At 73.5% G+C, this 21,253-nt stretch carries 18 protein-coding genes and 1 pseudogene; 12 read left to right on the top strand and 7 right to left on the bottom strand.

The window, feature by feature from the left end; translation table 11 throughout:
* Positions 1 to 108: 108 nt before the first annotated feature.
* Positions 109 to 1,143, bottom strand: coding sequence for a substrate-binding domain-containing protein (locus ACFVIU_RS14120; protein WP_385842658.1), 1,035 nt, complete (start codon positions 1,141 to 1,143; stop codon positions 109 to 111).
* 126 nt (positions 1,144 to 1,269) lie between these two features.
* Between ACFVIU_RS14120 and ACFVIU_RS14115 the strand changes: the two genes are divergently transcribed.
* The 7 genes from ACFVIU_RS14115 to ACFVIU_RS14085 all read left to right on the top strand — a co-directional run bounded on the left by ACFVIU_RS14115 (position 1,270) and on the right by ACFVIU_RS14085 (position 9,381).
* Positions 1,270 to 2,748: a glutamate--cysteine ligase gene (locus tag ACFVIU_RS14115; RefSeq protein WP_385842657.1), complete on the top strand. Its 1,479-nt coding sequence runs from the start codon at positions 1,270 to 1,272 to the stop codon at positions 2,746 to 2,748.
* A 107-nt stretch (positions 2,749 to 2,855) separates the two neighbouring features.
* On the top strand, positions 2,856 to 3,692 hold the full coding sequence (locus ACFVIU_RS14110) for a class I SAM-dependent methyltransferase (protein ID WP_385842796.1): 837 nt from the start codon (positions 2,856 to 2,858) through the stop codon (positions 3,690 to 3,692).
* 235 nt (positions 3,693 to 3,927) lie between these two features.
* Positions 3,928 to 4,956: a hypothetical protein gene (locus tag ACFVIU_RS14105; protein WP_385842656.1), complete on the top strand. Its 1,029-nt coding sequence runs from the start codon at positions 3,928 to 3,930 to the stop codon at positions 4,954 to 4,956.
* Between the two features lie 70 nt (positions 4,957 to 5,026).
* Positions 5,027 to 5,707, top strand: a complete 681-nt coding sequence (locus tag ACFVIU_RS14100) for a maleylpyruvate isomerase N-terminal domain-containing protein (protein WP_385842655.1) — start codon at positions 5,027 to 5,029, stop codon at positions 5,705 to 5,707.
* 109 nt (positions 5,708 to 5,816) lie between these two features.
* On the top strand, positions 5,817 to 6,098 hold the full coding sequence (locus tag ACFVIU_RS14095) for a hypothetical protein (RefSeq protein ID WP_385842654.1): 282 nt from the start codon (positions 5,817 to 5,819) through the stop codon (positions 6,096 to 6,098).
* Positions 6,099 to 6,288: 190 nt separating this feature from the next.
* Positions 6,289 to 8,037 carry a carbohydrate binding domain-containing protein gene (locus tag ACFVIU_RS14090; RefSeq protein ID WP_385842652.1) on the top strand — a complete coding sequence of 583 codons (1,749 nt, stop codon included), beginning with the start codon at positions 6,289 to 6,291 and terminating at the stop codon, positions 8,035 to 8,037.
* A gap of 90 nt (positions 8,038 to 8,127) precedes the next feature.
* Positions 8,128 to 9,381: a hypothetical protein gene (locus ACFVIU_RS14085; RefSeq protein ID WP_385842651.1), complete on the top strand. Its 1,254-nt coding sequence runs from the start codon at positions 8,128 to 8,130 to the stop codon at positions 9,379 to 9,381.
* A gap of 5 nt (positions 9,382 to 9,386) precedes the next feature.
* On the opposite strand, the gene ACFVIU_RS14080 is transcribed toward ACFVIU_RS14085, so the two are convergent.
* The 3 genes from ACFVIU_RS14080 to ACFVIU_RS14070 are packed head-to-tail and all read right to left on the bottom strand — an operon-like array spanning position 9,387 to position 13,843.
* On the bottom strand, positions 9,387 to 9,776 hold the full coding sequence (locus tag ACFVIU_RS14080; protein ID WP_385842650.1) for a RidA family protein: 390 nt from the start codon (positions 9,774 to 9,776) through the stop codon (positions 9,387 to 9,389).
* 59 nt (positions 9,777 to 9,835) lie between these two features.
* On the bottom strand, positions 9,836 to 13,507 hold the full coding sequence (locus ACFVIU_RS14075; protein ID WP_385842649.1) for a hypothetical protein: 3,672 nt from the start codon (positions 13,505 to 13,507) through the stop codon (positions 9,836 to 9,838).
* A 3-nt stretch (positions 13,508 to 13,510) separates the two neighbouring features.
* On the bottom strand, positions 13,511 to 13,843 hold the full coding sequence (locus ACFVIU_RS14070; protein ID WP_385842648.1) for a hypothetical protein: 333 nt from the start codon (positions 13,841 to 13,843) through the stop codon (positions 13,511 to 13,513).
* 128 nt (positions 13,844 to 13,971) lie between these two features.
* On the opposite strand from ACFVIU_RS14070, the gene ACFVIU_RS14065 reads away from it, so the two are divergent.
* Positions 13,972 to 14,850 carry a hypothetical protein gene (locus ACFVIU_RS14065; RefSeq protein WP_385842646.1) on the top strand — a complete coding sequence of 293 codons (879 nt, stop codon included), beginning with the start codon at positions 13,972 to 13,974 and terminating at the stop codon, positions 14,848 to 14,850.
* 299 nt (positions 14,851 to 15,149) lie between these two features.
* A complete protein-coding gene (locus ACFVIU_RS14060; RefSeq protein WP_385842645.1) occupies positions 15,150 to 15,917 on the top strand; it encodes a GNAT family N-acetyltransferase in 768 nt (255 codons plus the stop codon).
* A 16-nt stretch (positions 15,918 to 15,933) separates the two neighbouring features.
* Here the strand turns inward: ACFVIU_RS14060 and ACFVIU_RS14055 are convergent, their stop codons facing one another.
* The 3 genes and pseudogenes from ACFVIU_RS14055 to ACFVIU_RS14045 form a co-directional block, all read right to left on the bottom strand.
* Entirely contained in the window at positions 15,934 to 16,557 is a 624-nt protein-coding gene (locus ACFVIU_RS14055) for a DinB family protein (RefSeq protein ID WP_385842644.1), read from the bottom strand.
* A pseudogene (locus tag ACFVIU_RS14050) lies at positions 16,554 to 16,787 on the bottom strand (prolyl aminopeptidase); the annotation flags it as partial. The pseudogene ACFVIU_RS14050 and the gene ACFVIU_RS14055, both read right to left, overlap by 4 nt.
* Positions 16,788 to 16,842: 55 nt before the next feature.
* Complete coding sequence (locus tag ACFVIU_RS14045; protein WP_385842642.1) at positions 16,843 to 17,553, bottom strand: GPR1/FUN34/YaaH family transporter; 711 nt, start codon at positions 17,551 to 17,553, stop codon at positions 16,843 to 16,845.
* 181 nt (positions 17,554 to 17,734) lie between these two features.
* Here ACFVIU_RS14045 and ACFVIU_RS14040 point away from each other — a divergent pair, with 181 nt between their 5' ends.
* The 3 genes from ACFVIU_RS14040 to efeB all read left to right on the top strand — a co-directional run bounded on the left by ACFVIU_RS14040 (position 17,735) and on the right by efeB (position 21,100).
* Positions 17,735 to 18,526, top strand: a complete 792-nt coding sequence (locus ACFVIU_RS14040) for a polysaccharide deacetylase family protein (protein WP_385842641.1) — start codon at positions 17,735 to 17,737, stop codon at positions 18,524 to 18,526.
* A 130-nt stretch (positions 18,527 to 18,656) separates the two neighbouring features.
* The gene (locus ACFVIU_RS14035; protein WP_385842640.1) at positions 18,657 to 19,865 is read left to right on the top strand and encodes an EfeM/EfeO family lipoprotein; all 1,209 of its coding nucleotides are present in this window, start codon (positions 18,657 to 18,659) and stop codon (positions 19,863 to 19,865) included.
* The gene (efeB, locus tag ACFVIU_RS14030) at positions 19,862 to 21,100 is read left to right on the top strand and encodes an iron uptake transporter deferrochelatase/peroxidase subunit (protein WP_385842638.1); all 1,239 of its coding nucleotides are present in this window, start codon (positions 19,862 to 19,864) and stop codon (positions 21,098 to 21,100) included. The genes ACFVIU_RS14035 and efeB overlap by 4 nt, the downstream gene beginning before the upstream one ends.
* The last annotated feature ends 153 nt before the right edge of the window (positions 21,101 to 21,253 follow it).

The following is a 21,253-nucleotide window of genomic DNA, read 5'->3' as shown; positions in this document are numbered from 1 at the left end:
AGAAGGACCGGCCGGCCCAACCACCCGCTCCACCCCAGACGGACACCATCCCACCGCCGAGCAGTGGCGCGCCCCCTGGATCGGCACCGGGCACCGCCCGAGCCCCGCTCACCGTTGGGAGGAGGCCCGGGGGACGAGGCGGGGGGCCGGGGCGGGGAGCGGCGGCGTTTCCGGGGGCTCGGCCGGGGGGCCGGACAGCCGGGTGAGCAGCAGTTCCACCGCGTCCGCGGCGGCCCGGTCCAGCCGCAGGTCGACCGCGGTGAGCGGCGGCTCGCAGGTCCGGGCGCGCAGCCCGTCGTAGCGGGTGACGACCATGACGTCCTCGGGGATGCGGCGGCCGGCCGCGCGCAGCGCCCGTACGGCCCCGACGGCGAAGGCGTCGACCAGGACGCACAGCGCGTCGATGCCGGGATGCTCGGCGAGCAGCGCGGCGCAGCGGTCGTACCCGGCCTGCTCGCCGCCGTCCTCCGGTGCCGTGGCGACGATCGGCGGCCAGCCGTGCGCGGCCGCCGCCCGTTCGAAGGCCGCGCGGGCGTCGACGGTGGAGTGCCGGGTGCTCGCGCCGACGATCAGCGCCGGGCGGCGGGCGCCCTGGGCGCGCAGGTGGTCGAGGAGCAGGTCGACCACCCGGCCGCCGTGCAGGTCGATGTGCGGGGCGTCGTCGTCGGGATCGGTGGGCCGGCCGAGGGTGACGTACGGCAGTCCGCGCTCGCGCAGCTGGGCCACGGCCGGGTCGTCCGCCTCGGGCTCGACGACGATCGCGCCGTCGATGTCCACGGTGTACAGCGCGGACCCGGACTGCACGGGCGGTATCAGCACCAGCGCGTACTCGTGCAGCAGGGCCCGCTCGGCCGCCGCGGCCGCCACCTCCATGTAGAAGCCGAGCCGGGAGGGTCCACCGGCCACCGCGAACGGCATCGAGGAGGCCAGCGCGATCGCCCGGGCCTCGCCGCGGCGCAGCCGCTGTGCGCGGAGGTTGGGCCGGTAGCCCAGCTCGGCGGCGATCCGGCGGACCCGCTCGCGGGTGCGCGGATCGACCTTGCCGATGCCGTTCAGCGCGTGGGACACCGTGGTCCGGGACACCGCGGCCGCCGCTGCGACATCGGCGATGGTGGGCCGGCGGGCGCCGCGGGAGGTGGTCATGCGGCCATCTTGCCCCATACACCGATCAACGGTCCCCGGCGGCGAGGACATCCGCATGGTGCGCCTGCGGCGATGGTGCGACGCTGGGGACAGAGGTGCCCGACGAGGGAGATGCCTGGAGGGCCGATGGGGCGTGACGTCCCGGCGCTCGTCTTCACCCGCGACGACCGCCGCCGGTACCGGATCAAGATGCAGGAGTGCCTCGAGGCGTTCGCGCAGATGCTGCGCGAGGCACGGTTCGAGGCGGAGCGTCCGCAGGTCGGGCTGGAGATCGAACTGAACCTGGTCGACGAGGCGGCGGAGCCGGCGATGCGCAACAGCGATGTGCTGGAGGCGATCTCCGACCCCGCCTGGTCCACCGAACTGGGCCGGTTCAACCTGGAGATCAATGTGCCGCCGCGGCGGCTGACGGCGGGTGGTCCGGACGCCTGGGAGTCCGAGATCCGTGCCGCGCTGAACCACGCCGACCTGCGCGCCGGGTCGGCCGGTGCCCGGCTCATCATGATCGGGATCCTGCCCACGCTGCGCCAGCAGCACATCGGCGAGGAGACGCTGTCCGAGAACCCGCGCTACCGGCTCCTCAACGACCAGATCTTCGCGGCCCGGGGCGAGGATCTGCGCATCGAGGTGGACGGGGTGGACCGGCTGCGGACCTATGCGGACACCATCACCCCGGAGGCCGCGTGCACCAGCACCCAGTTCCATCTCCAGGTGTCCCCGGAGGAGTTCGCCGGATACTGGAACGCGGCGCAGGCCATCGCCGGGGTGCAGGTGGCGCTGGCGGCGAACGCGCCGTTCCTGTTCGGCAAGGAGCTGTGGCACGAGACCCGGATCCCGCTGTTCGAGCAGGCCACCGACACCCGCCCGGAGGAGATCAAGGTGCAGGGGGTACGGCCCCGGGTGTGGTTCGGGGAACGCTGGATCACCAGCGTCTTCGACCTGTTCGAGGAGAACCTGCGCTACTTCCCGGCCCTGCTGCCGCTGTGCGACGAGCAGGATCCGGTGGAGACGCTGGACGGGGGCGACACACCGGAGCTGAGCGAACTCACCCTGCACAACGGGACCATCTACCGCTGGAACCGGCCCGTCTACGCGGTCGCCGAGGGCCGCCCGCACATCCGGGTGGAGAACCGGGTGCTGCCCGCCGGACCGACGGTCGCCGACACGCTGGCCAACGGCGCGTTCTACTACGGGCTCACCCGGGCCCTGGTGGAGGAGGACCGGCCGGTGTGGTCGCGGATGTCCTTCGCGGCCGCCGAGGACAACCTGCACGCCGCAGCCCGGCACGGCATCGACGCGCTGCTGTACTGGCCGGGGACGGGCGAGGTGCCGGTGCCCGAACTGGTCCTGCGCCGGCTGCTGCCGCTCGCGCACCGCGGTCTCGAGCACTCCGGCATGGACGCGGCGTGGCGTGAGCCGCTGCTGGGAATCATCGAGCAGCGCTGTGTGACGGCCCGCAACGGGTCCGTGTGGCAGAAGGAGATGCTGCACCGGATCGAGGACACGACCCACACCGGCCGCCATGAGGCGCTGCGGCGGATGACCCAGGTGTACATCGACTACATGCACCTCAACGCCCCGGTCCACACCTGGCCGGTGGACTGAGACACCCGATGCGCCGGCCGGCCGGGGACCGGGCGACGGTGCCCCTTGGAGCCGTCATCTACGCTGTCGCGGTGACTGATGAGCAGGAGCGGGTGCGGCCGTCGGGAGTGTGGGCCACGGCGGTGGGGGTGGCCCGGGTGCGGGCGCTGGAGACCGAGCGGGAGAACGCGCTGTTCCGCGACCCACTGGCACAGGCCTTCGCCACCGCCGGCGGCCTGTGGCCCTCCTCGCCGCCGCTGCCCGAGGACGAGGGCGCGCGACGCCGCCGGCTGGCCGTGTCGTTCTCCATCGTCATCAGGACGAAGTTCCTCGACGACCTGTTGCGGGAGGCCTGTGCGGCCGGGGTCCGGCAGGTCGTGCTGCTCGGTGCCGGCATGGACAGCCGGGCCTTCCGGATGGACTGGCCCGAGGGCACCCGGCTGTTCGAGGTCGACACCGCCGCGCCACTGGACTTCAAGGCCTCGGTGCTGCGCCAGGAGCGGGCCGTCGCGCGCTGCGAGCGGATCACCGTCCCGGTGGATCTGCGTGAGGACTGGCCCGGCGCGCTGGCCGCAGCAGGGCACGACCCGACGGTGCCGACTGTGTGGATCGCCGAAGGACTGCTGATCTATCTGCCCGAGGACGCGGTGGACCTGCTGCTGGCCCGGATCGGCGCGCAGTCGGCGGCGGGCAGCCGGATGGGGCTGACGTTGGGCTCGCGCGGCGTGATCGAGCGCTTCGGCGCGGACGCCGTGCCGGGATCGGCGGCGTCCCTGTGGGTCTCGGAGATGCCCGACGACCCGGTGGGCTGGCTGGCCGGCCACGGCTGGGAGGCCGACTGCCACACCCTGCGCGAGCGCGCTGCCGCCTATGGCCGCCCGGTCAGCACCCCGCCGCAGCGCGAGGAGGGGCCCGGCGGACTGATCTCGGCGGTCCGCCGCCAGAGCGCCTCCCGGCTTCCCTGAACGTCGTCCCGAGGCAGTTACGGCGTCGGGGCGGACGCGGGACGGGGGCGGTGCGGACGCGGGACGGGGGCGGTCGACGTCAATCGCTGCGCCCCGCGTTCACCTGGTCGGCTGGGGGCGGCCGGCTTCGGGTGCGGCCGACGGTACGGCCGTGTGATCATCCGACGCGAACCGTGGTGGGTGAGGCGGCTGGTGGAGCATCGGTGCCGACCGCCCTGTGGGGGAAGGACGCCGTGTGAGTCTGACCGAGCGCCGGATGGTCCGGCATCCTCGTCCGCCGGGCATCGACACCCTGCGGTGCACGCCCCGGCACGGGCTGGGTGCGATCCCCGATCCGCGACACCGCGCCATGATGGCGGGCCTGCTGGATTCCGGTCTCCTCGACCCTCTGGTCGCGTTCTCGATCGAGCACGAGCCGGCGGTGGACCGGGCCGCGGCCCGCTTCCGGGCCGGTCTGCTGGCCGCCGAGTTCGAGGCCTTCGGCGTCGCCGTCCCGGCCGCGACGATCCGCACCATCACCCTGATGCGCAGCATGATGGTGCCGGTCACCGACGAGGATCTCGCGTTCGCGCTCGACCGTGTCTGGGTGTTCGGCACCTACCTCGACGACCTGTGCAGCCGCCGGCCGGCCGAGGCCGAGGCGGTCCTCCAGGAGGCCTTGCTGCCCGAGCGGGCCCCGACCCGTCCCTTCACCCGCTATCTGCGGCACCTGTTCGCGCAGATCGCACCGTTCTGCGGGCCGACGTTCCTGGCGGTCTACCGGGCCTTCCTGCACAACGCGCTCGTCGGCGTGCTGATGGAGGCGGAGTTCACGCGCGAGGTGTCCGACGGCGTGGACAGTGACTTCGTGCGGGCCTACAACGGCTTCTCCCAGTTCTGGTTCGTCTCCTTGCAGTTCACTCACCCGTGCCTCGACGCCGGCACGAACCGGGCGTTCTGGTCGGCGGCACTGTGCTCCGGCGTGACGTTCCTGAACGACGTCAACGACGTGCTGTCCTGCTACAAGGAGGCGGTCGACGGAGCCGACTTCGTCACCAGCAGGCTCTACCGCACGAGTACGCGGGAGGGCATCGCGTACCAGGCCGTCGCCCGCCGCACCCTCGACAGCGGCCTGCGGGCCCGCGACCGCTTCCTCGCTCTCGCCACCGACGACCAGCGTCCGCACCTGGAGCGCTACGCGGCCGGCTACGTCTCCTTCCACCTCCGCTGCCGCCGCTATCGGTGGAACGACATCTATCCGGGCCTCACACCGATCGACACCTGAAACGCCTCGGGCGTCGGCCGCGGCGTAGGCTGTCCGGGTGAGCCGATCCGGGACGACGGACAGGAGCAGCATGGCCGGTGCCGACGCTTCCGCCCCGGCGCGCACGGTGCGTGCGGCGTACGAGGCGCTCTCGGCGGTGGTCGCGGAGCTGGGTGACGAGGAGTCATGGCTGCCGACGGACTGCACGGGGTGGGCGGTCCGCGATCTCGTCTTCCACTGTCTGGGCGATGCCCAGCGCGCTCTGGTGGCCCTGCACACCCCGGCGTCCGGGCCGGCGGACCGGGACGCCGTCAGCTACTGGCAGGAGTGGCGGCCGGACGGCGTCGGTGCGGCGAACGGCCGGCGCTGGGCGCGGGTGAGCGCGAGCATGTTCCTGGACTGGGGCCAGTTGCGCGGGCTGTTCCTGGAGACGCTGGCGGCGGCCGCGGGGGCCGCGGACGGCGTCGGTCCCGGCCGGCATGTCGCCACCCAGGGGCATGTGCTGACGGCCGGCGATCTGCTGCTCACCCTCGCGGTGGAGGCGACCGTGCACCATCTCGACCTGACCGCCGCCCTGCCGCTCGCGCCGGGGCCCTCGCCCGAGGGGCTGGCCGCGGTGCGCGCCACCCTGGACGGGCTGCTGGGCCGGCCCGGGCTGCCGGAGTGGAGCGACCGGCACTATGCGCGGGTGGGCACCGGCCGGGCCGCGCTCACCGAGGCCGAACGCACCGCCCTCGGTGCGGCGGCGGACCGCTTTCCGCTGTTCGGCTGAGTCTTCCGGCGCCGGGTGCGCCCGGCGGCACGTCCGACCCGGGGACATGTGCGGGCGGCGTCTGCGCGGTGCGCTGCTTCCCGGCCGCCCGGATGGAAGCCTGCGCTCCATGAACAGCCCTCCGAGCATCAACTGTTACGTCGACCGGGTGACCGCGGGCCCGGGCGGCGCGCTGACCGAGGAGATCGGCATCGTCACCGGCGATCTGATGGTCGCGACCGTGCTGCGGGCCGACGGCCGCAGCGCGCGTGTGGCCGTGCAGCATTCCGGCAGCGACGTCTGGTACACCCTCAGCGGCAGCCCGGCCCCGGTGCCCGCCGGACAGCTCGCGGCCTATCACCGCGATCTGCTGGGCCGTATCCGCCGCGGCGGCGGCACCCGGGCCAGCTGAACTCCGATAGGCCAACTCTCAAGACATCTCAGCCAGTTGACTCCCATGAACGGGCAAAAACGGGGGTCGCGCACCTTGACCCGGGTTTGGTCCAGACCAATCATGGCCTAGACCAATAGCCCCGGCCGGGCTCCGCACCGTGCGACACCCCCGATCGACCGCCCTGTCGTCCGCTCTCCGGGAGTACCCGATGACACGTCCGAGATCCGTTCGCGCCCTGCTCACCGGCGTGGCCACCCTGGCCGCGTCCGCGGGGATCGCCCTGGGCATCGGGGGCACCGCGCACGCGGCGACCCCGCTGCCCGCGCATGTCTTCGCGCCCTACTTCGAGTCCTACAACGGCGACAGCCCCGCCGCGCTGGCCCAGTCCTCCGGGGCCAAGTACCTCACCATGGCCTTTCTCCAGGCCGACAAGAAGGGCTCGTGCACCCCGTACTGGAACGGCGACAGCGGCAAGCCCGTGGACCGCTCCGTCTTCGGCGCCGACGTCGACACCATCCGCTCGCGGGGCGGTGACATCATCCCCTCCCTCGGCGGATACGCCGCCGACAACGGGGGCACCGAGATAGCCGACAGCTGCACCAGCGTGGACTCCATCGCCGCCGCCTACGAGAAGATCATCACCACCTACGACGTCTCCCGGCTCGACATGGACGTCGAGGACAACTCGCTCACCGACACCGCCGGCGTCGACCGCCGCAACCAGGCCATCAAGAAGGTCCAGGACTGGGCCGCCGCCAACGGGCGCTCGGTGCAGTTCTCGTACACCCTGCCGACCACGACGACCGGCCTCGCCGACAGCGGGCTCGCCGTGCTGCGCAGCGCGAAGAACGCCGGCGCGAAGGTGGACGTCGTCAACATCATGACGTTCGACTACTACGACGGCGCCACGCACCACATGGCCACGGACACCCAGACGGCCGCGAGCGGGCTGCACGGCCAGCTCGCGTCGCTGTACCCGAACCTGAGCGACAGCCAGCTGTGGGGCATGATCGGGGTCACCGAGATGCCGGGCGTGGACGACTACGGTCCGGCGGAGACCTTCACCACGGCCGACGCGACGACCGTGTACGACTGGGCCGTCGCCCGGGGCATCAACACCCTGTCCTTCTGGGCGCTCCAGCGCGACAACGGCAGCTGTCCCGGCTCCCCCGCCTCCGACACCTGCTCGGGCATCGCCCAGGACACCTGGTACTTCACCCACACCTTCGCACCGTTCACGGGCGGTACGACGACCCCGCCGGCCAATGACTTCGCGGTGTCCCTCTCTCCCGCCGCCGCCTCCCTCGACCCGGGCGGCTCGGCGAAGGCGACCGTGCAGACCTCGGTGACCTCGGGCGGCGCACAGAGCGTCGACCTCGCGGTGAGCGGCGCGCCGAGCGGGGTGACCGCCTCGCTCAGCCCCTCCTCGGTCACCGCCGGCGGCACCTCGACCCTGACCGTGCAGGCGGGCACCTCGGCGGCGCCGGGCACCTACACCCTGACGGTGACCGGCACGTCCGGCTCGACCCGGCACAGCGCCACCCTCTCCCTGACCGTGAACGGGTCCGGCGGCACGGCGGTCCTCGGCAACGGCGGCTTCGAGACGGGCTCGCTCGCCCCGTGGACCTGCGGGAGCGGCGCCACCGTGGTCTCGTCCCCGGTGCACGGCGGAAGCCACGCGCTGAAGACCACGCCCTCCGACAGCACGACCGGCCAGTGCGCCCAGACCCTCACCCTGAAGCCGAACACGTCCTACACGCTCAGCGGCTGGGTGCAGGGTCCGTACGCCTATCTCGGGGTCAGCGGCGGCGCGACGGCCAGCACCTGGGCGTCCTCCTCCGCCTGGACGAAGCTGACGGTGCCCTTCACGACGGGCTCCTCCGGCACGGTCACCGTGTACGTCCACGGCTGGTACGGCCAGGGCGCGGTCTACGCGGACGACCTCGCCCTGTCCTGACCGGCAGCCGGGCGGCCCCGGCGGCCCGGTCGCGCGCCACACCGGAGCCAATCCCCCGCATTCATGCGCTTATCCCATCTAATGGGGGAGATGAGTGGAATCAGCCGCCGGGGCCTGGCGCGTCTCGGCCTCGGAGCCGGTCTCGGTGTGGCCACCGCCCCGCTCGCCGGCTGCGGCGGGCGGGAGGGCGGCGAACCCGGCGCGCCGGGGCAGGGGGCGCCCCGGCTGATCGGGGACGGCTCCACGTCGTACACCGGAGGCCAGCCCCGCCAGCCGGACGCGCCCACGCCGCTCGAACCGGGCGAGACCCCGCCCCAGTTCGTGGTGTTCTCCTGGGACGGCGCCGGCGAGCTGGGCACCGGCCTGTTCCCGCGCTTCCTGGAGCTGGCCCGCACCCACGGCGCGCACATGACGTTCTTCCTGTCCGCTCTCTATCTGCTGCCGGAGGAACACCGGCACAGGTACCGTCCGCCGAACAACCCGGCCGGCGCCTCCGACATCGGCTACCTCAGCCACACCCACATCAAGGAGACGCTGCGGTACGTCCGCCAGGCCTGGCTCGACGGCCATGAGATCGGCACCCACTTCAACGGGCACTTCTGCGCCGGCCCGGGGTCGGTGGCCCACTGGACGCCGGCGGAGTGGCGCTCGGAGATCGAGCAGGCCCGGACCTTCGTCACCGCCTGGCGCACCCACACCGGCTGGCACTCCGAGCCGCCGCTCCCCTTCGACTACGACCGGGAGCTGGTGGGCGGCCGTACCCCGTGTCTGCTCGGGCAGGAGAACCTGCTGCCGGCCGTCCGCGCGCTGGGCTGGCGGTACGACGCCTCGTCACCGGGCGGGCTGCAACGCTGGCCGCGCAAGCGGCAGGGCGTCTGGGACCTGCCGTTGCAGAGCATCCCGTTCCCCGGGCACACCTTCGAGGTGCTGTCCATGGACTACAACATGCTGGCGAACCAGTCGGGGAACTCGACCCGGGCACCGTCGTACCACTACCCGTACTGGCGGGCCCAGGCGGCGCAGTCGTATCTGGCCGGGTTCGACCGGGCCTACGAGACGAACCGGGCGCCGCTGTTCATCGGCAACCACTTCGAGCAGTGGAACGGCGGTATCTACATGGACGCGGCCGAGGAGGCGCTCCGGCAGATCGCCGGCCGTGCGGACGTCCGCCTGGTCTCCTTCCGGCAGTTCGTCGACTGGCTGGACGTCCAGGAACCGCGGATCCTCGCCCGGCTGTGCACGCTCCAGGTGGGCGAGCGGCCGGACGGCGGCTGGGGCGCGTTCCTGCGCCCGGCGCGGCGCGCCCGTGGCTCCGCCGGTCCCGCCGCCGCCCGGCGGAGCTGAACCGGTCACCGCCCGGGGCGGCGGGCGTACACCTCTATCTCGATCTTCATGCGCGGGTCGGCGAGTCCGCACACCATCATGGTCGCGGCCGGGCGTACCTCGCCGAAGCAGCGGCGCAGCACCGGCCAGCAGGGCTCGAAGTCCGCGCGGTCGGGCAGCAGATAGCGCACCCGGACCACATCGGCGAAGGTGCACCCCGCCTCGGTGAGCGCCGCCCCGATGTTGGCCAGGCACTGCTCGGCCTGCTCGACCACGTCGTCCGAGATGGACATGGTGGTGTAGTCGAAGCCGGTGGTGCCGGACACATGCACCCAGTCGCCGTCGACCACGGCCCGGGCGTAGCCGATCTGCTCCTCGAAGACCGAACCACTCAGGATCGCGCGTCGCTCTGTCATGCGCGGAACGCTAGGTGACCGGCCGCGATACGTCTAACTTGGGGTTCTGCGCGGCTCCATCACACTGGCTCGTGCGGCTCCTCGCGGAGGCCGTGAGCGGCGCGCCGGAGGTAGGGCACCGACACGAACTCCGCCAGTCCCAGCGCGACGCCCTCGACCTGCCCGTCCAGATGCCGGGCGAACTCGGCGACCTCGGCGGGGTTCTGGCCCACCAGCCAGGTCAGCAGCAGGGTGAACACATCGCCCAGGAACCGCATGTGCTCCGGGGCGCCTTCGCGGCCGCCGGCGGTGAGGACCGCCGACAGTTCGGCCATCCGCCGTTCGGTCAGCGCGAAGGGGCCCAGCTCCAGGGCCCTGGTGACCGCGTCGATCACCAGCGGCAGCACCGAGGACCACTGCTGGGGGTCCGCGGCGGAGCACAGGATCGCGCCCCACACCGCCGCCGACCACAGGGCGTCCGCGTCCTGCTGCTGCTCGGCGAGCGCGGCGAGACCGGCGAGGATGGGTGCGGCCAGTTCCCAGGCGCCGATCCGGACGAGTCCGTCCACCGCGGCCCGGTAGTGGACCAGCGCCTCGGCGGGCCTGCCGCGCAGCCGCAGCACCTCGGCGACATCCCAGTGGAAGCTCGCCGCCTCCCTCGGCACACCGAGCCGCTCCGCCTGCGCCAGTCCCACGGTGGCGTACTCCTCGGCGGTGGCCAGGTCGCCCTTCTCCCGGTGGCAGACGCACAGCCTGCCCACGGCGGCCAGTTCGGCCTGGTCGTGATGGATGATGCGGGCCAGTTCCAGGGCGGTGGTGGCGGCGGCGATCGCGGCGTCGTGATCGCCGGCCACCTGGTGCAGCGTCGCTTCGTCCAGCTTGAAGGCGCCCTGCTGCTCCCGGTCCGCCAGCTCCACCGCGCGGGCATAGCCCTCGCGGGCGTGGCGCATCGCCTCGTCGTAGCGGCGCAGCCGCTTGCTCAACTGGCCGAGGAGACCCGAGACCTGGAGCAGTCCGGTCTGGTCGTCCTCGCGCTGGAAGAGGTCGTACGCCTCCTGCGCCAGCCCGCGCGCCTCCTCCCAGTGGCCGCGCCGCATCTGGAGCTGCGCCATCCGCAGCAGCAGGCGCGAGCGGTTCGGGCAGGCCTCGCCGTAGTCCACGCTGCGCCGCAAGGCGGCCAGCGCGTCGGCGAGCTCGTCGCGCCGCTCGTGCCGCAGGCCGGTCAGCGTGAACCGGACGGCCCACCGCCGGTCCGCCTCCGCTGCCGGCAGGTCCAGCCGGGGCAGCAGCGCGTCGACGGACGCGAGGAGCCGCTGTACGGCGTCCTCGGTGGCGCTGTCGTCGCCGACGGTCAGCGCGAGGTCGTCCAGCAGCACGTCCAGGTAGGCCGGTGTGCGGCCGTGCGGAGTGTGCTCCACGGTGCGGCGCAGAGCGGTCATCTCGCGGTGCAGCAGCGGGGTCAGCGAGCCACGGCGGCCGAGCGCGGCGCGCGCCAGGATCGCGCACTCGGCGAGCGCCGCCTCGCCCGCGGTGGCGGTACGGTCCCGCCACTGGTCCAGCCGGCCGCTCGCGGTGCCCACGTAGAGGTAGGACCGTTCGATTCCGGCGGGCAGCCCGGTGTTCACGATGGCCTCGCTCACCGGGCGCTCCTCGGCGGTGATGCGGTGCACGACCGTACGCCCGAAGTCCGCCGCCTGCCGGGAGGGGATGCTCCACAGCGAGCCGATGTAGCCGCGGGCGCCGACGCGGACGAACTCCCGGCCGACGCCCGTCCAGGACTGACAGGAGTTGTTGAACACCAGGGGCCGGTGCTCCAGGGTCAGCCACTGCGGGATGCGCCAGTTCTCCAGGGCGAGCGCCTCGCCGAGCACGATCCCGTCGTCCAGGCCGTGCGTGTTGAAGAAGAGCAGCTCCACCGGCAGGTCCCGGGGCAGGGTGGTCAGGGCGTCCAGCATCAGCTCGTCGGGGCCGGGCAGCAGGATGGGATGGGTGAAGTGGCCGCCCATCGAGCCCATCACGTCCTCGGTCTCCGAGGCCTGGAAGAACCCGGGGTCGAAGACGAGGCTGAAGGTGCCGGCCGAGCGTGCGATGCCCGCGCTGTAGATCTCGTTGAGGATGATCAGCGCCGGGTCGGCGGCGACGTGCCCGATGGGCTTGCGCGACCAGTCGGCCTCCTGGGTGCGGACGAACGAGTACGGCATCCCGGTGGTGAACGCGGTGAGCCGGCGGTCGCCCACGGCGCTGATCACGCTCGGGGCCACCTGGGCGGTCACCGCCGCCTCCAGGGCCCGGTACGGGTTGCGCAGCCCGGTGGACAGCCACCGCCGCAGCTTCCCGCCCCGGTCGGCCTCGTCCGTCCCCGCGTCGAGGGCCCGCGGGGACGACCCGGTGATCCGGCGCTGCTGTGCGTCGACGGCCGCGCGCACCGGCGCCAGGTCCGGCGGCGGCGTGACCACCAGGCGGGCGCCGCGGTGATGGGCGTACACGGCGCCGAGCAGCGCGTTCACGTCCGCGGTGTTCTCGACGAGCGTCGCCTCGTCGGCGTCGTCCGGTACGGCCGCGGCGAACAGCGGGTCGAGCGGCGTGCCCGGCGCCGCGACCGGCCGCAGCGCGGCGCCCGTGCGCAGGGCGGTGTACAGCGCGGCGACATAGCTCGCGGGGTCGTCCTCGGGCACCTCCAGCACCTGCTCGGGCTCGTCGCCGGGTGCGCGCAGCCGCTGCCAGGCGACGGTGGTGAGGTCGGTCGGTCCGTCCCAGTGCAGGCGTACGTGCTCGGGCAGTCCGGCGAACATCCGGCCGGACGGGTCGTCGCGGTCCTTCGCGTCCTTCCCGGTGTGCGCGCTCCACACCCGGTCGGCCTCCTCCCGCAGCGCGGGATCGAGGGTGTTGAGTTCCCCGGGGGCGAAGTCGGCCAGGAACACGGCCCGTCGGACGCGCATCTCGGTCACCAGCCGGGACGCCATCTCGTTGTGCTTGAGCCAGGACCGGTACCCGCTCAGGGCCTGGGCGAGCTGCTGGTGCTCGGCGATCTCGAGGAGTGTCCGCCGCTGGAGCTCCGGGCCGCCGGACAGCACCTCGGCCATGCCGAGCTTGCCGCCGATGCGCTGCATCGAGACGTTCTGGCTGTGCTCGAACCGCTCGTAGAGGGCGATGTAGTCGGCCTCGGACAGGGGCGGCGGCTCGACGGCGACGACGGGGGTCAGCCGGTCCCCGGGGAGGCAGGACACGACGACGGCCGCCTCCCGGATCTGGTCGGGGCGGCACACCACGACGGTGTCGCCGACGTCGAACACCGGAAGGCTGGTCAGCGTCAGCACGAGCCGGGAGCCGCCCGCCGGCAACGCCACCCGCACCTCGCCGCCGTCGACCGTGCAGGCGGCCGTGGTCTCCACGGTCAGGGTGACCCGGCCGGGCAGGTCGCAGCGCGCGCCCTGCGCGGTCGGCTCCGCGGTGGCGTCCGTCGTCAGACGCCACTCCAGCGGCGCGCTCAGCTCGAACCGCAGTTCCAGGGCGACGGCCGGGTCCGGGCCCGCCGGCTCGGTCAGTTCCAGGTGTCGGGTGCCGATACCGAGCCGCTGTTCCCTGCGGGTGGCCGGTACCTCGGGCGCGGGCAGCGGCTCCGGCCGGACGCCCGTACCGAGCAGGCTTTCGCGCAGCGGGAGCGCGGGCTTGCGGTGCATGTCGAGCAGGGCGGCGCCGAGCAGACCGTCGTCGAAGCGGAACCTGATGCCGTGGGAGGGGCCGAGTTCCATGGTCTACAGCCCGTACACGTAGGAGTCGAGGAGCGAGTAGCGCTCGGGGGTGCGCGGCCAGGACCGCAGCTGTGCCCGGGCGCGGTCCCGGCCCTTGCGCACCATGGAGTTCACCAGCACCGGCGTCGACACCCCCACGTACAGGGCGCCCCAGTAGGTGGTCGCGGGGAGCACCAGCGCGAGCACTCCGCCGAGCCCCGCGAACGCGAGCGACACGACCAGGTAGAACCATGACCACTGGAAGCGCGCCGGATCATTGCGGATCTCGTAGAGGCGGACGATCTCAGGCGCCAACGCGCCCACCATACCCAGCAGGAAGACGGCCACAGGACTCATCCTGCTCACCGTACCCGACGGTGACCGGCGGCACCGGCGAGCACAAGTAAGCGTACTTTCCTGTGACTTGGCGGCCGGTCCAGCGGGTTCGGGGACCCACTGTCGGGCGATCCCCCATGATGAGCGGCATGAACGAGCCCATGCCCTCCCCGCTCGCGTCCCATGTGGCGTCCTGGCACCCCGGGCCGGTCCGCGACGAGGACGTCCTGCCGCCCGGACCGGCGGCGGCCCTCTCGGCGCTGCTCGACCTGCCCGACCGCGTGGCCGGGGCCGGTGACCCGCTGCCGCCGCTGTGGCAGTGGCTGTACTTCCTGCACTGGGTGCCGCAGCACGCCCTCGGCCCCGACGGCCATCCGCGCGAGGCCCGTTTCCTGCCGCCCCTTCCGGACCGGCGCCGCATGTTCGCCGGGGGACGCTGCGAGATCCGCGAGCCGCTGCTGCTCGGTGAGCCCGCCGAGCGGATCAGCAGCCTGGCCGCGGTCACCCCCAAGCAGGGCCGCAGCGGTGAACTGCTGTTCGTCACCGAACGCCAGGAGTTCCGCCAGGGCGGCCGGGTCCGTCTGGTGGAGGAGCAGGACATCGTCTACCGGTCGGGGGCGGGTGCCGCGCCGCCCAGCCCTCCGGCCGCGCTCGACGATACGGCCGTACCGGAGGCGGAGGGGCCGTGGCGGCTGCGGCTGCGGCCGGACGAGACGCTGCTGTTCCGGTTCAGCGCGCTCACCGCCAACGCCCACCGCATCCACTACGACACGCCCTACTGCCGGGCGGTGGAGGGCTATCCCGGGCTGGTCGTGCACGGGCCGCTGCTGGCCCTGCTCATGCTGGAGCTGGTGCGCAGGCACGCGCCGGAACGCCGGGTGCGGTCGCTGTCCTACCGGCTGCACCGGCCGGCCTTCGCCGGCGAGCATCTCCTCGCCGACGGCGGCCCCTTCGAGGGGGGCGCGCGTCTGCGGGTCGCCGGCGGCCGAGAGTTCCGGCACGCCTCCGCGGAGGTGGTCTTCGCCTGAGCCCCGGGCCGCCGGACCTCTTGCCCCGCGCGCCAACGGGTGGCAAGATCACCGGTGTTCGACTTTTTCGGAAACTCTTCTCTCGAAGGACTGAAGTCCATGGTTCCGGCGTCCCGCAGCGGCCGCCGTCAGCACTGAGGCTCCTGCTCTCCGGCAGCGTTCCTCCGTGTTCGTCACGCCCTCTCACGGCGGCCCGACGATGCGGTGCCCCTCCCGGCACCGTCCACCTCGTCGTCATCTCGTCACGCATTGCGTGGGACGAGGTCGATCCATGCATCTCTCACCGTGAGGTTCTCAGCGTGCGCACCGATGTGCAGAGCTTTTCCGTCGCCCACCTTCTGCGCCGCCCGGCGGCCTGTGAAGTCGGCGGCTTCGTCGTGGGGTTCGACCCCTCGACGTCCAGTCAGTACGTCAACTACGCCTCCCCGCTGCCCGGCGCCGAGCCGTCCGAGCGGGACGTCGCCGACCTGATCGCCGCCTTCCGGGCGCGCGGGCTCATGCCCCGGCTGGAGTTCGCCCCGGACGCCGCCCCCACGGTGGCGCCCGCGCTCAGCCGGGCCGGTTTCGGCACGGAGGCCGTCCACGAGTACCTGGTGTGTACGCCGGAGACGCTCGTCGCGCCGGAGTCCGGCCCGGAGCCGGCGCCGCCGGTCCGCGTGGTGGCTCCGGCCACGGACGCGGACTACGCCGCGCTCGACGCGGCCCTGGCCGAGGCGTTCGGCGGCGAGTGGGCGCCCTCCCCCGAGGGCGCGGCCCGGCTGCGGCGCACCGCGGAGGGCGGCGGGGCCGTCCGGTTCGTGCGGGCTGCGGGCGGCGGCTGCGCGGGCGGTGCCCTGTGCTCGGCCATCGCCGAGGGCACCGCCGAACTCGCGGGCGTGGGCACCCTGCCCGCGTACCGGGGGCGGGGCATCGCGGGCGCGGTCACCGCGACGCTGGCCGCGACCCAGTTCTCCCGTGGCGCCCGGTCGGTGTGGCTGGAGTACTCGGGCGAGGGCTCCCGGCGGGTGTACGAGCGCGTGGGCTTCCGGCCCGGCGGGACGCGCCTGTACATGTCGCTCCCCGGGTGACGGCGAGAGCGGCGGCTCAGGCGGGGTGACTCGCCCGGTAGAGGTCGCGCAGCAGCGCGATCTCGGCTCCGTGGTGGAGCAGTTCCTGGTTGACCCACCACACGATGTCCAGGAACGGCTCCTCCGGGTCGCTGCCGTAGGGGTACGCGCAGTAGCCGACCGTGTCCAGCGCGGTGTCGTCGGCGCCCAGCAGTGCCCGGCGCCAGGCCGCGGCACCGGCCCGGAGGGCGGCGACGGCGTCCGCGGCGGACCCGCTGACCGGCAGGGTCTCCCGGGTCGCCGAGCGGCTGCCGGTGGTGTGGTCCGCGCGCAGGGTGAGCATCTCGGTGAGGTGGCTCAGCCGCCAGGCGATGGTGGTGACCGGCGGCGGCCAGGGGTGCGGGTAGGCGGCGGCGTCCCGGCCCCAGGCACCGGCGCCGGCCAGCAGGGTCGCGCGGGGCCCGGGGCCGTCCGCGCGCCGTCTGACCGACCAGCACCCGGGCACCGGCTCCCAGAAGTACTCGTCGTCGGTCATCGGCCCGACCTCGGTCTCGGTCCCGTCGCCGCTGTCCGAGACGGGCCCGGCCAGCCGGCTCACCAGCCGGTCGTGCGCGAAGTCGAACTGGTCCAGCAGCGGGCCGAGGCGGGGCGGTGGCGTCATGTGACCTTCTTCCGCGTGGAGGGCCGTACGGATTCCGGGTGGACGAGCGGCGCCGGCCGGCCGCGGGCCGCGTACCGGTCGGTGGCCGCCACCCGGGCGTCCGCCATGCCGGGGGCGGCCGCATTGTGGCCGGCGCGGTCGACCGGCGCCGGCTCGCTGTCCGGCCAGGCGTGGTGCAGCCGCCAGACGATGCCGAGGACGTTGCCGAAGTCGAGGCTGCTCTGGACCAGGGGCACGGTAGCGGCTGCGTACAGGGGATGGCAGCCCGTTTTTCCCGCGCTCGGGTCACAGCTGCCGTCGGACGCCGGCCTCCCGCTCGGTGCGCTCCAGCTGGTGGCCGAGGTCGCCCTGGAGGGAGGTCCGCGCCCGGCCCCGGCGGCCCAGGGGCAGGACCGTGCGCTGCGCGGAGTCCTCCAGGAGCAGGGCGAAGCCGCCGTACAGGGCGAACGCGGCCAGGACGGTGCCGATCCAGCCGGCGGCGGACCGCAGCACTTCCGGGCCGCCGGCCTGGTACGCGCCGGTCAGGACGAAGCGGCAGGCCCCGGTCAGCAGCAGGAGACCGAACAGGGGTTTGCCGGGGAGCGACGCGGCACACAGGAGCAGCATCAGCGGGGCCACGGTGAGCAGGAACACCGCCATGGCGGGGCTGCGCTGTCCGACCGGTCCGGACAGGCTGACCAGCGCGCTGCCCGCCCAGGCGCAGGCCAGCACGGACAGCCCGCAGGCCGCGCCGCCGTCGCGGGCCAGGAACGCGAAGATCCCGGCGAGCAGTTCCAGGGGCACCACGAAGGCCAGCACCAGCAGCATCAGCGGTCTGGTCTGGTCCTGGGGCACCCACTGCAACTGGACCGCGCTCAGCAGCACACTGCCGGTGCCGAAGGCGAAGAAGCCCAGGGGGAGGCTGCTGGCGAGCGGTCTGAGCATGATCCTCGTCAGGGCCTCGGGCCGCGGCGGCCCCGGGGTCGCGTCGTATGTGCCCGCCGGTGCTGGCGCCATCAGGATCACCTCGTGCTCATGCCCGGGGCCGTCGTTACCCCTGACGGGGTACCCCGTCGGCGACGCTGTCCCGGAACCGCCGCGATATTGTCCGCGATCGGTAACAGAGTGAGCCGGCGCCGGGACGCCGCTCGTCCTGCCAGACGGACCAGGACTCATCGACACAGGGGGCGGAGCGGACATGGCGCGACACGGCGGGCGGGGATGGTACGGCCGGATGGTCGCGGCAGCGATCGGAGTCACGGCGGTGGCGGCCGCGACCTCGGTGTGGACCGCGCAGGCGGGGCAGCCGGGCGGTTCCGCCGTTCCCGGGCGTGCGGCCGCCGCGCCCGACGCGTCGGCCCGGCAGAGCGCGCCGAGGCAGGCGGCCGTGTCCGAGACGATCGTGCACGCCTCCGACGGGGGCGCGCACGCGGTCAACATCACCATCGACGACGGCCCGGACCCGCTCTGGACGCCGCAGGTGCTGCGGGTGCTGCGGGACAACGGGGTGAAGGCGACGTTCTGCATGGTCGGCACCCAGGCGCAGGCGCACCCGGACCTGGTCAAGCAGGTGGTGGCGGCCGGGCACCGGCTGTGCGACCACACGGTGTCGCACGACGTGACGATGGACAAGAAGTCCGAGGCCTACCAGTCGCAGCAGATCCTGGACGCCGAGCGGCAGATCACCACGGCGTCCGGTGGCGTGGCGCCGATGTACTACCGGGCCCCGGGCGGCGCCTTCACCCCGTACAGCCGGCACCTCGCGGCCTCGCACGGGATGCGTCCGCTGGGCTGGAACGTCGACTCCAAGGACTTCGAGCGACCGGGCACCGCCGCGATCATCAACACCGTCAAGAGCGAGCTGGCCAACGGGCCGACGCTGCTCTTCCACGACGCGGGCGGCGACCGCTCCCAGACCGTCGCGGCGCTGCGCACCCTGCTGCCCTGGCTGAAGCAGCAGGGGTACGCGTTCGGTTACCCGGTGCGCTGAGCGAGGGCCGCGGCCACGGGCCGGTGAACCCCGGGGAAATTCTCGGCCACCCGAGCCCCCGGACGGCTGTTCGGTACCGTGCGGGCGCCTACGATGAGGCCGCTGCGTACGTCGTCCGGAAAGGCTCGCCATGCCGTCGCCCCGCCTCGGCACGCGGTGGGCCCGTCTCCGGACGGCCCCCGCCGTGTTCGTCGCCCTCGCCGTGGTGCTCGCGGTCGTGTCGCCGGCCCTCTCGCCCGGCGGGCCGCGGCACGGCCGGGCCGTCACCGGTCCGTCGGGGCACATCGTGGTGGAGGTGTCGCCGAGCCACTGCGGCCGCGGCTGGACCCGGCCCGAGTCGGGGGTGCGGACCTTCGATCTGCACAACACCTCCGACGGCGCCGCCGAGGTGTATCTGGAGAACCCGGCCGACCACACGGTGTACGGCGAGGTGGAGGGCATCGGCCCGGGTACCACCCGGCAGTTGACCGTCCGGCTCGGCAAGGGCGCGTACGCCTTCGAGTGCGTGCCGGACGACGCCGACGCCGTCACGGGCCCCACCGTGCGCATCACCTCGGGACGGCCCGGCCCGGGCGCGGCCCCGGTCAGCCAGCACGATCTGATCCCGCCGGCGCTCGCCTACCAGAAGTGGGTCGGCGGCGGGCTCACCGAGGTGGTGCGGCTGACGACGAAGCTCCGGCAGGCCGTCGACCGGGGCGACCTCGCGGCGGCGCGGTCGGCGTGGCTGCCGGCGCATCTGGAGTACGAGCGGCTGGGAGCGGCATACGACGCCTTCGGCGACGCGGACGGGCGGATCAACGGCACCGACGCGGGCCTGCCCGGCGGGGTGCGCGACAAGGACTTCACCGGCTTCCACCGCGTCGAGTACGGGCTGTGGCACGGCGCGTCGGCCGCGAGCCTGCGTGGCCCGGCGGCGGCGCTGGTGCAGGCGGTGACCGCACTGCGCGACAGCTGGGCGCAGACCCGTATGGACCCGGCCCAACTGGGGCTGCGCGCACACGAGATCCTGGAGAACACCGTGCAGTTCGAGCTGACCGGCCGCACCGACTACGGCAGCGGCAGCAATCTGGCCACCGCCCGGGCCAATCTCGACGGCACCCGTGAGGTGCTGTCCCGGCTGGAGCCGGTCCTGGCCACCCGGTACGCCGGCCTGCCCGCGCTCCACAAGGAACTGGACCGGGCCAGGCACACCCTCGACGGGTTCCACGGCCCGGCGGGGTGGACCCCGCTGGACCGGCTCGACCGCGCCCGCCGGGAGGACGTGAACGCGGTCCTCGGCGGCCTGGTGGAGCAACTGGCGTCGGTGGCGACCCTGTGCGACCCGCGGAGGACCGTGTGAACCGCGTACCCGGTGACGCCCCCGCCGACGGCCTGGGCAGGCGCCGCTTCCTGCGCGGTGCCGCCCTCGCCGGCGCCGGGCTCGCGACCGGGGCCGCCGCCCCCGCCGCGCCGGAGGCCGCCGCGCCGGCCGCCGCCCTGGCCCCCTTCCACGGCCCGCACCAGGCCTCCGCCATCGCCGCCCCGCGCCGCACCTGTGTGTTCGCCGCCCTGGATGTGACCGCCGAGAGCCGCGCGGACCTCGCCGAGCTGCTGCGCACCCTCACCGAGCGGGCCCGCTTCCTGACCTCGGGCGGCACGCCGTCCCCGGTCGGCATCACCGGCCCGCCCGCCGACTCGGGCGTCCTCGGCGCACAGGTGCCCGGCGGCCGGCTGGCCGTGACCGTGGGGGCGGGCGCCTCGCTCTTCGACGACCGGTTCGGACTCGCGGCCCGCAGACCCCGGCGGCTGACCGCCATGCCCGCCTTCCCCGACGACGATCTGAAGGCCGAGTGGTGTCACGGCGACCTCAGCCTCCAGCTGCACGCCGACGACCCGGACACCACCCTGCACGCGCTGCGCGACATCGCCCGGCACACCCGCGGCGGCCTCCAGGTCCGCTGGCGGCTGGACGGCTTCAGCAGCCCGCCCCGGCCCTCGGGCACCCCGCGCAATCTGCTCGGGTTCAAGGACGGCACCGCCAACCCGGACCCGACCAGCGCCCGGGAGATGGACCGGCTGGTGTGGGTGGGCCGGGGCATGGGCGAGCCGGAGTGGGCGGTCGGCGGCAGCTACCAGGTGGTCCGGCTGATCCGGATGCTGGTGGAGTTCTGGGACCGGGTCTCGCTCAGTGAGCAGGAGCGCATGTTCGGCCGGGCGAAGGAGTCGGGCGCGCCGCTGGACGGCGACCACGAGCACGACACACCGAAGTACGCCGACGACCCCAAGGGTGACGTCATCCCGCTGGACGCCCATATGCGGCTGGCCAACCCGCGCACCCCGGCCACCGCGGACCAGCGGCTGCTGCGCCGCGCCTACAACTACGACCGGGGCATGGACGCCAACGGCAACCTGGACATGGGCCTGCTGTTCCTCTGTTACCAGCAGGACCTGGCCCGGCAGTTCGAGACCGTGCAGCACCGGCTGGCCGGTGAGCCGCTGACGGACTACATCTCCCCGTTCGGCGGCGGCTACTTCTTCGCGCTGCCCGGTGTGCGGGACGCCTCGGACTGGTACGGGCGCGCGCTGCTCGCCTGAACCTGTCCGGACAACTCCACGGCCGAACGGGTCAACACAGAGTCAAGTTTTGCCCCAGGATCCCTGACTCGGTGTTCACCCACGGGCCATCATGGCTCCGCCGGCGCGTCCTGCGGCGGGCGCAGCATCCCTGCTCGTACGACGCACAGACGT

The sequence above is a fragment of the Streptomyces sp. NPDC127190 genome, from assembly GCF_042672505.1.
Taxonomy (GTDB): Bacteria; Actinomycetota; Actinomycetes; order Streptomycetales; family Streptomycetaceae; genus Streptomyces.
The sequence above is the reverse complement of the archived record's forward strand: the minus strand, read 5'-3'. Positions and strand labels throughout refer to the sequence as shown.

Coding starts and splice junctions, on each gene's coding strand:
- ACFVIU_RS14120 (WP_385842658.1), bottom strand. CDS start 1,143: ATGACCACCTCCCGCGGCGCCCGCCGGCCCACCATCGCCGATGTCGCA.
- ACFVIU_RS14115 (WP_385842657.1), top strand. CDS start 1,270: ATGGGGCGTGACGTCCCGGCGCTCGTCTTCACCCGCGACGACCGCCGC.
- ACFVIU_RS14100 (WP_385842655.1), top strand. CDS start 5,027: ATGGCCGGTGCCGACGCTTCCGCCCCGGCGCGCACGGTGCGTGCGGCG.
- ACFVIU_RS14095 (WP_385842654.1), top strand. CDS start 5,817: ATGAACAGCCCTCCGAGCATCAACTGTTACGTCGACCGGGTGACCGCG.
- ACFVIU_RS14090 (WP_385842652.1), top strand. CDS start 6,289: ATGACACGTCCGAGATCCGTTCGCGCCCTGCTCACCGGCGTGGCCACC.
- ACFVIU_RS14085 (WP_385842651.1), top strand. CDS start 8,128: ATGAGTGGAATCAGCCGCCGGGGCCTGGCGCGTCTCGGCCTCGGAGCC.
- ACFVIU_RS14080 (WP_385842650.1), bottom strand. CDS start 9,776: ATGACAGAGCGACGCGCGATCCTGAGTGGTTCGGTCTTCGAGGAGCAG.
- ACFVIU_RS14075 (WP_385842649.1), bottom strand. CDS start 13,507: ATGGAACTCGGCCCCTCCCACGGCATCAGGTTCCGCTTCGACGACGGT.
- ACFVIU_RS14070 (WP_385842648.1), bottom strand. CDS start 13,843: ATGAGTCCTGTGGCCGTCTTCCTGCTGGGTATGGTGGGCGCGTTGGCG.
- ACFVIU_RS14065 (WP_385842646.1), top strand. CDS start 13,972: ATGAACGAGCCCATGCCCTCCCCGCTCGCGTCCCATGTGGCGTCCTGG.
- ACFVIU_RS14055 (WP_385842644.1), bottom strand. CDS start 16,557: ATGACGCCACCGCCCCGCCTCGGCCCGCTGCTGGACCAGTTCGACTTC.
- ACFVIU_RS14045 (WP_385842642.1), bottom strand. CDS start 17,553: ATGGCGCCAGCACCGGCGGGCACATACGACGCGACCCCGGGGCCGCCG.
- ACFVIU_RS14040 (WP_385842641.1), top strand. CDS start 17,735: ATGGCGCGACACGGCGGGCGGGGATGGTACGGCCGGATGGTCGCGGCA.
- ACFVIU_RS14035 (WP_385842640.1), top strand. CDS start 18,657: ATGCCGTCGCCCCGCCTCGGCACGCGGTGGGCCCGTCTCCGGACGGCC.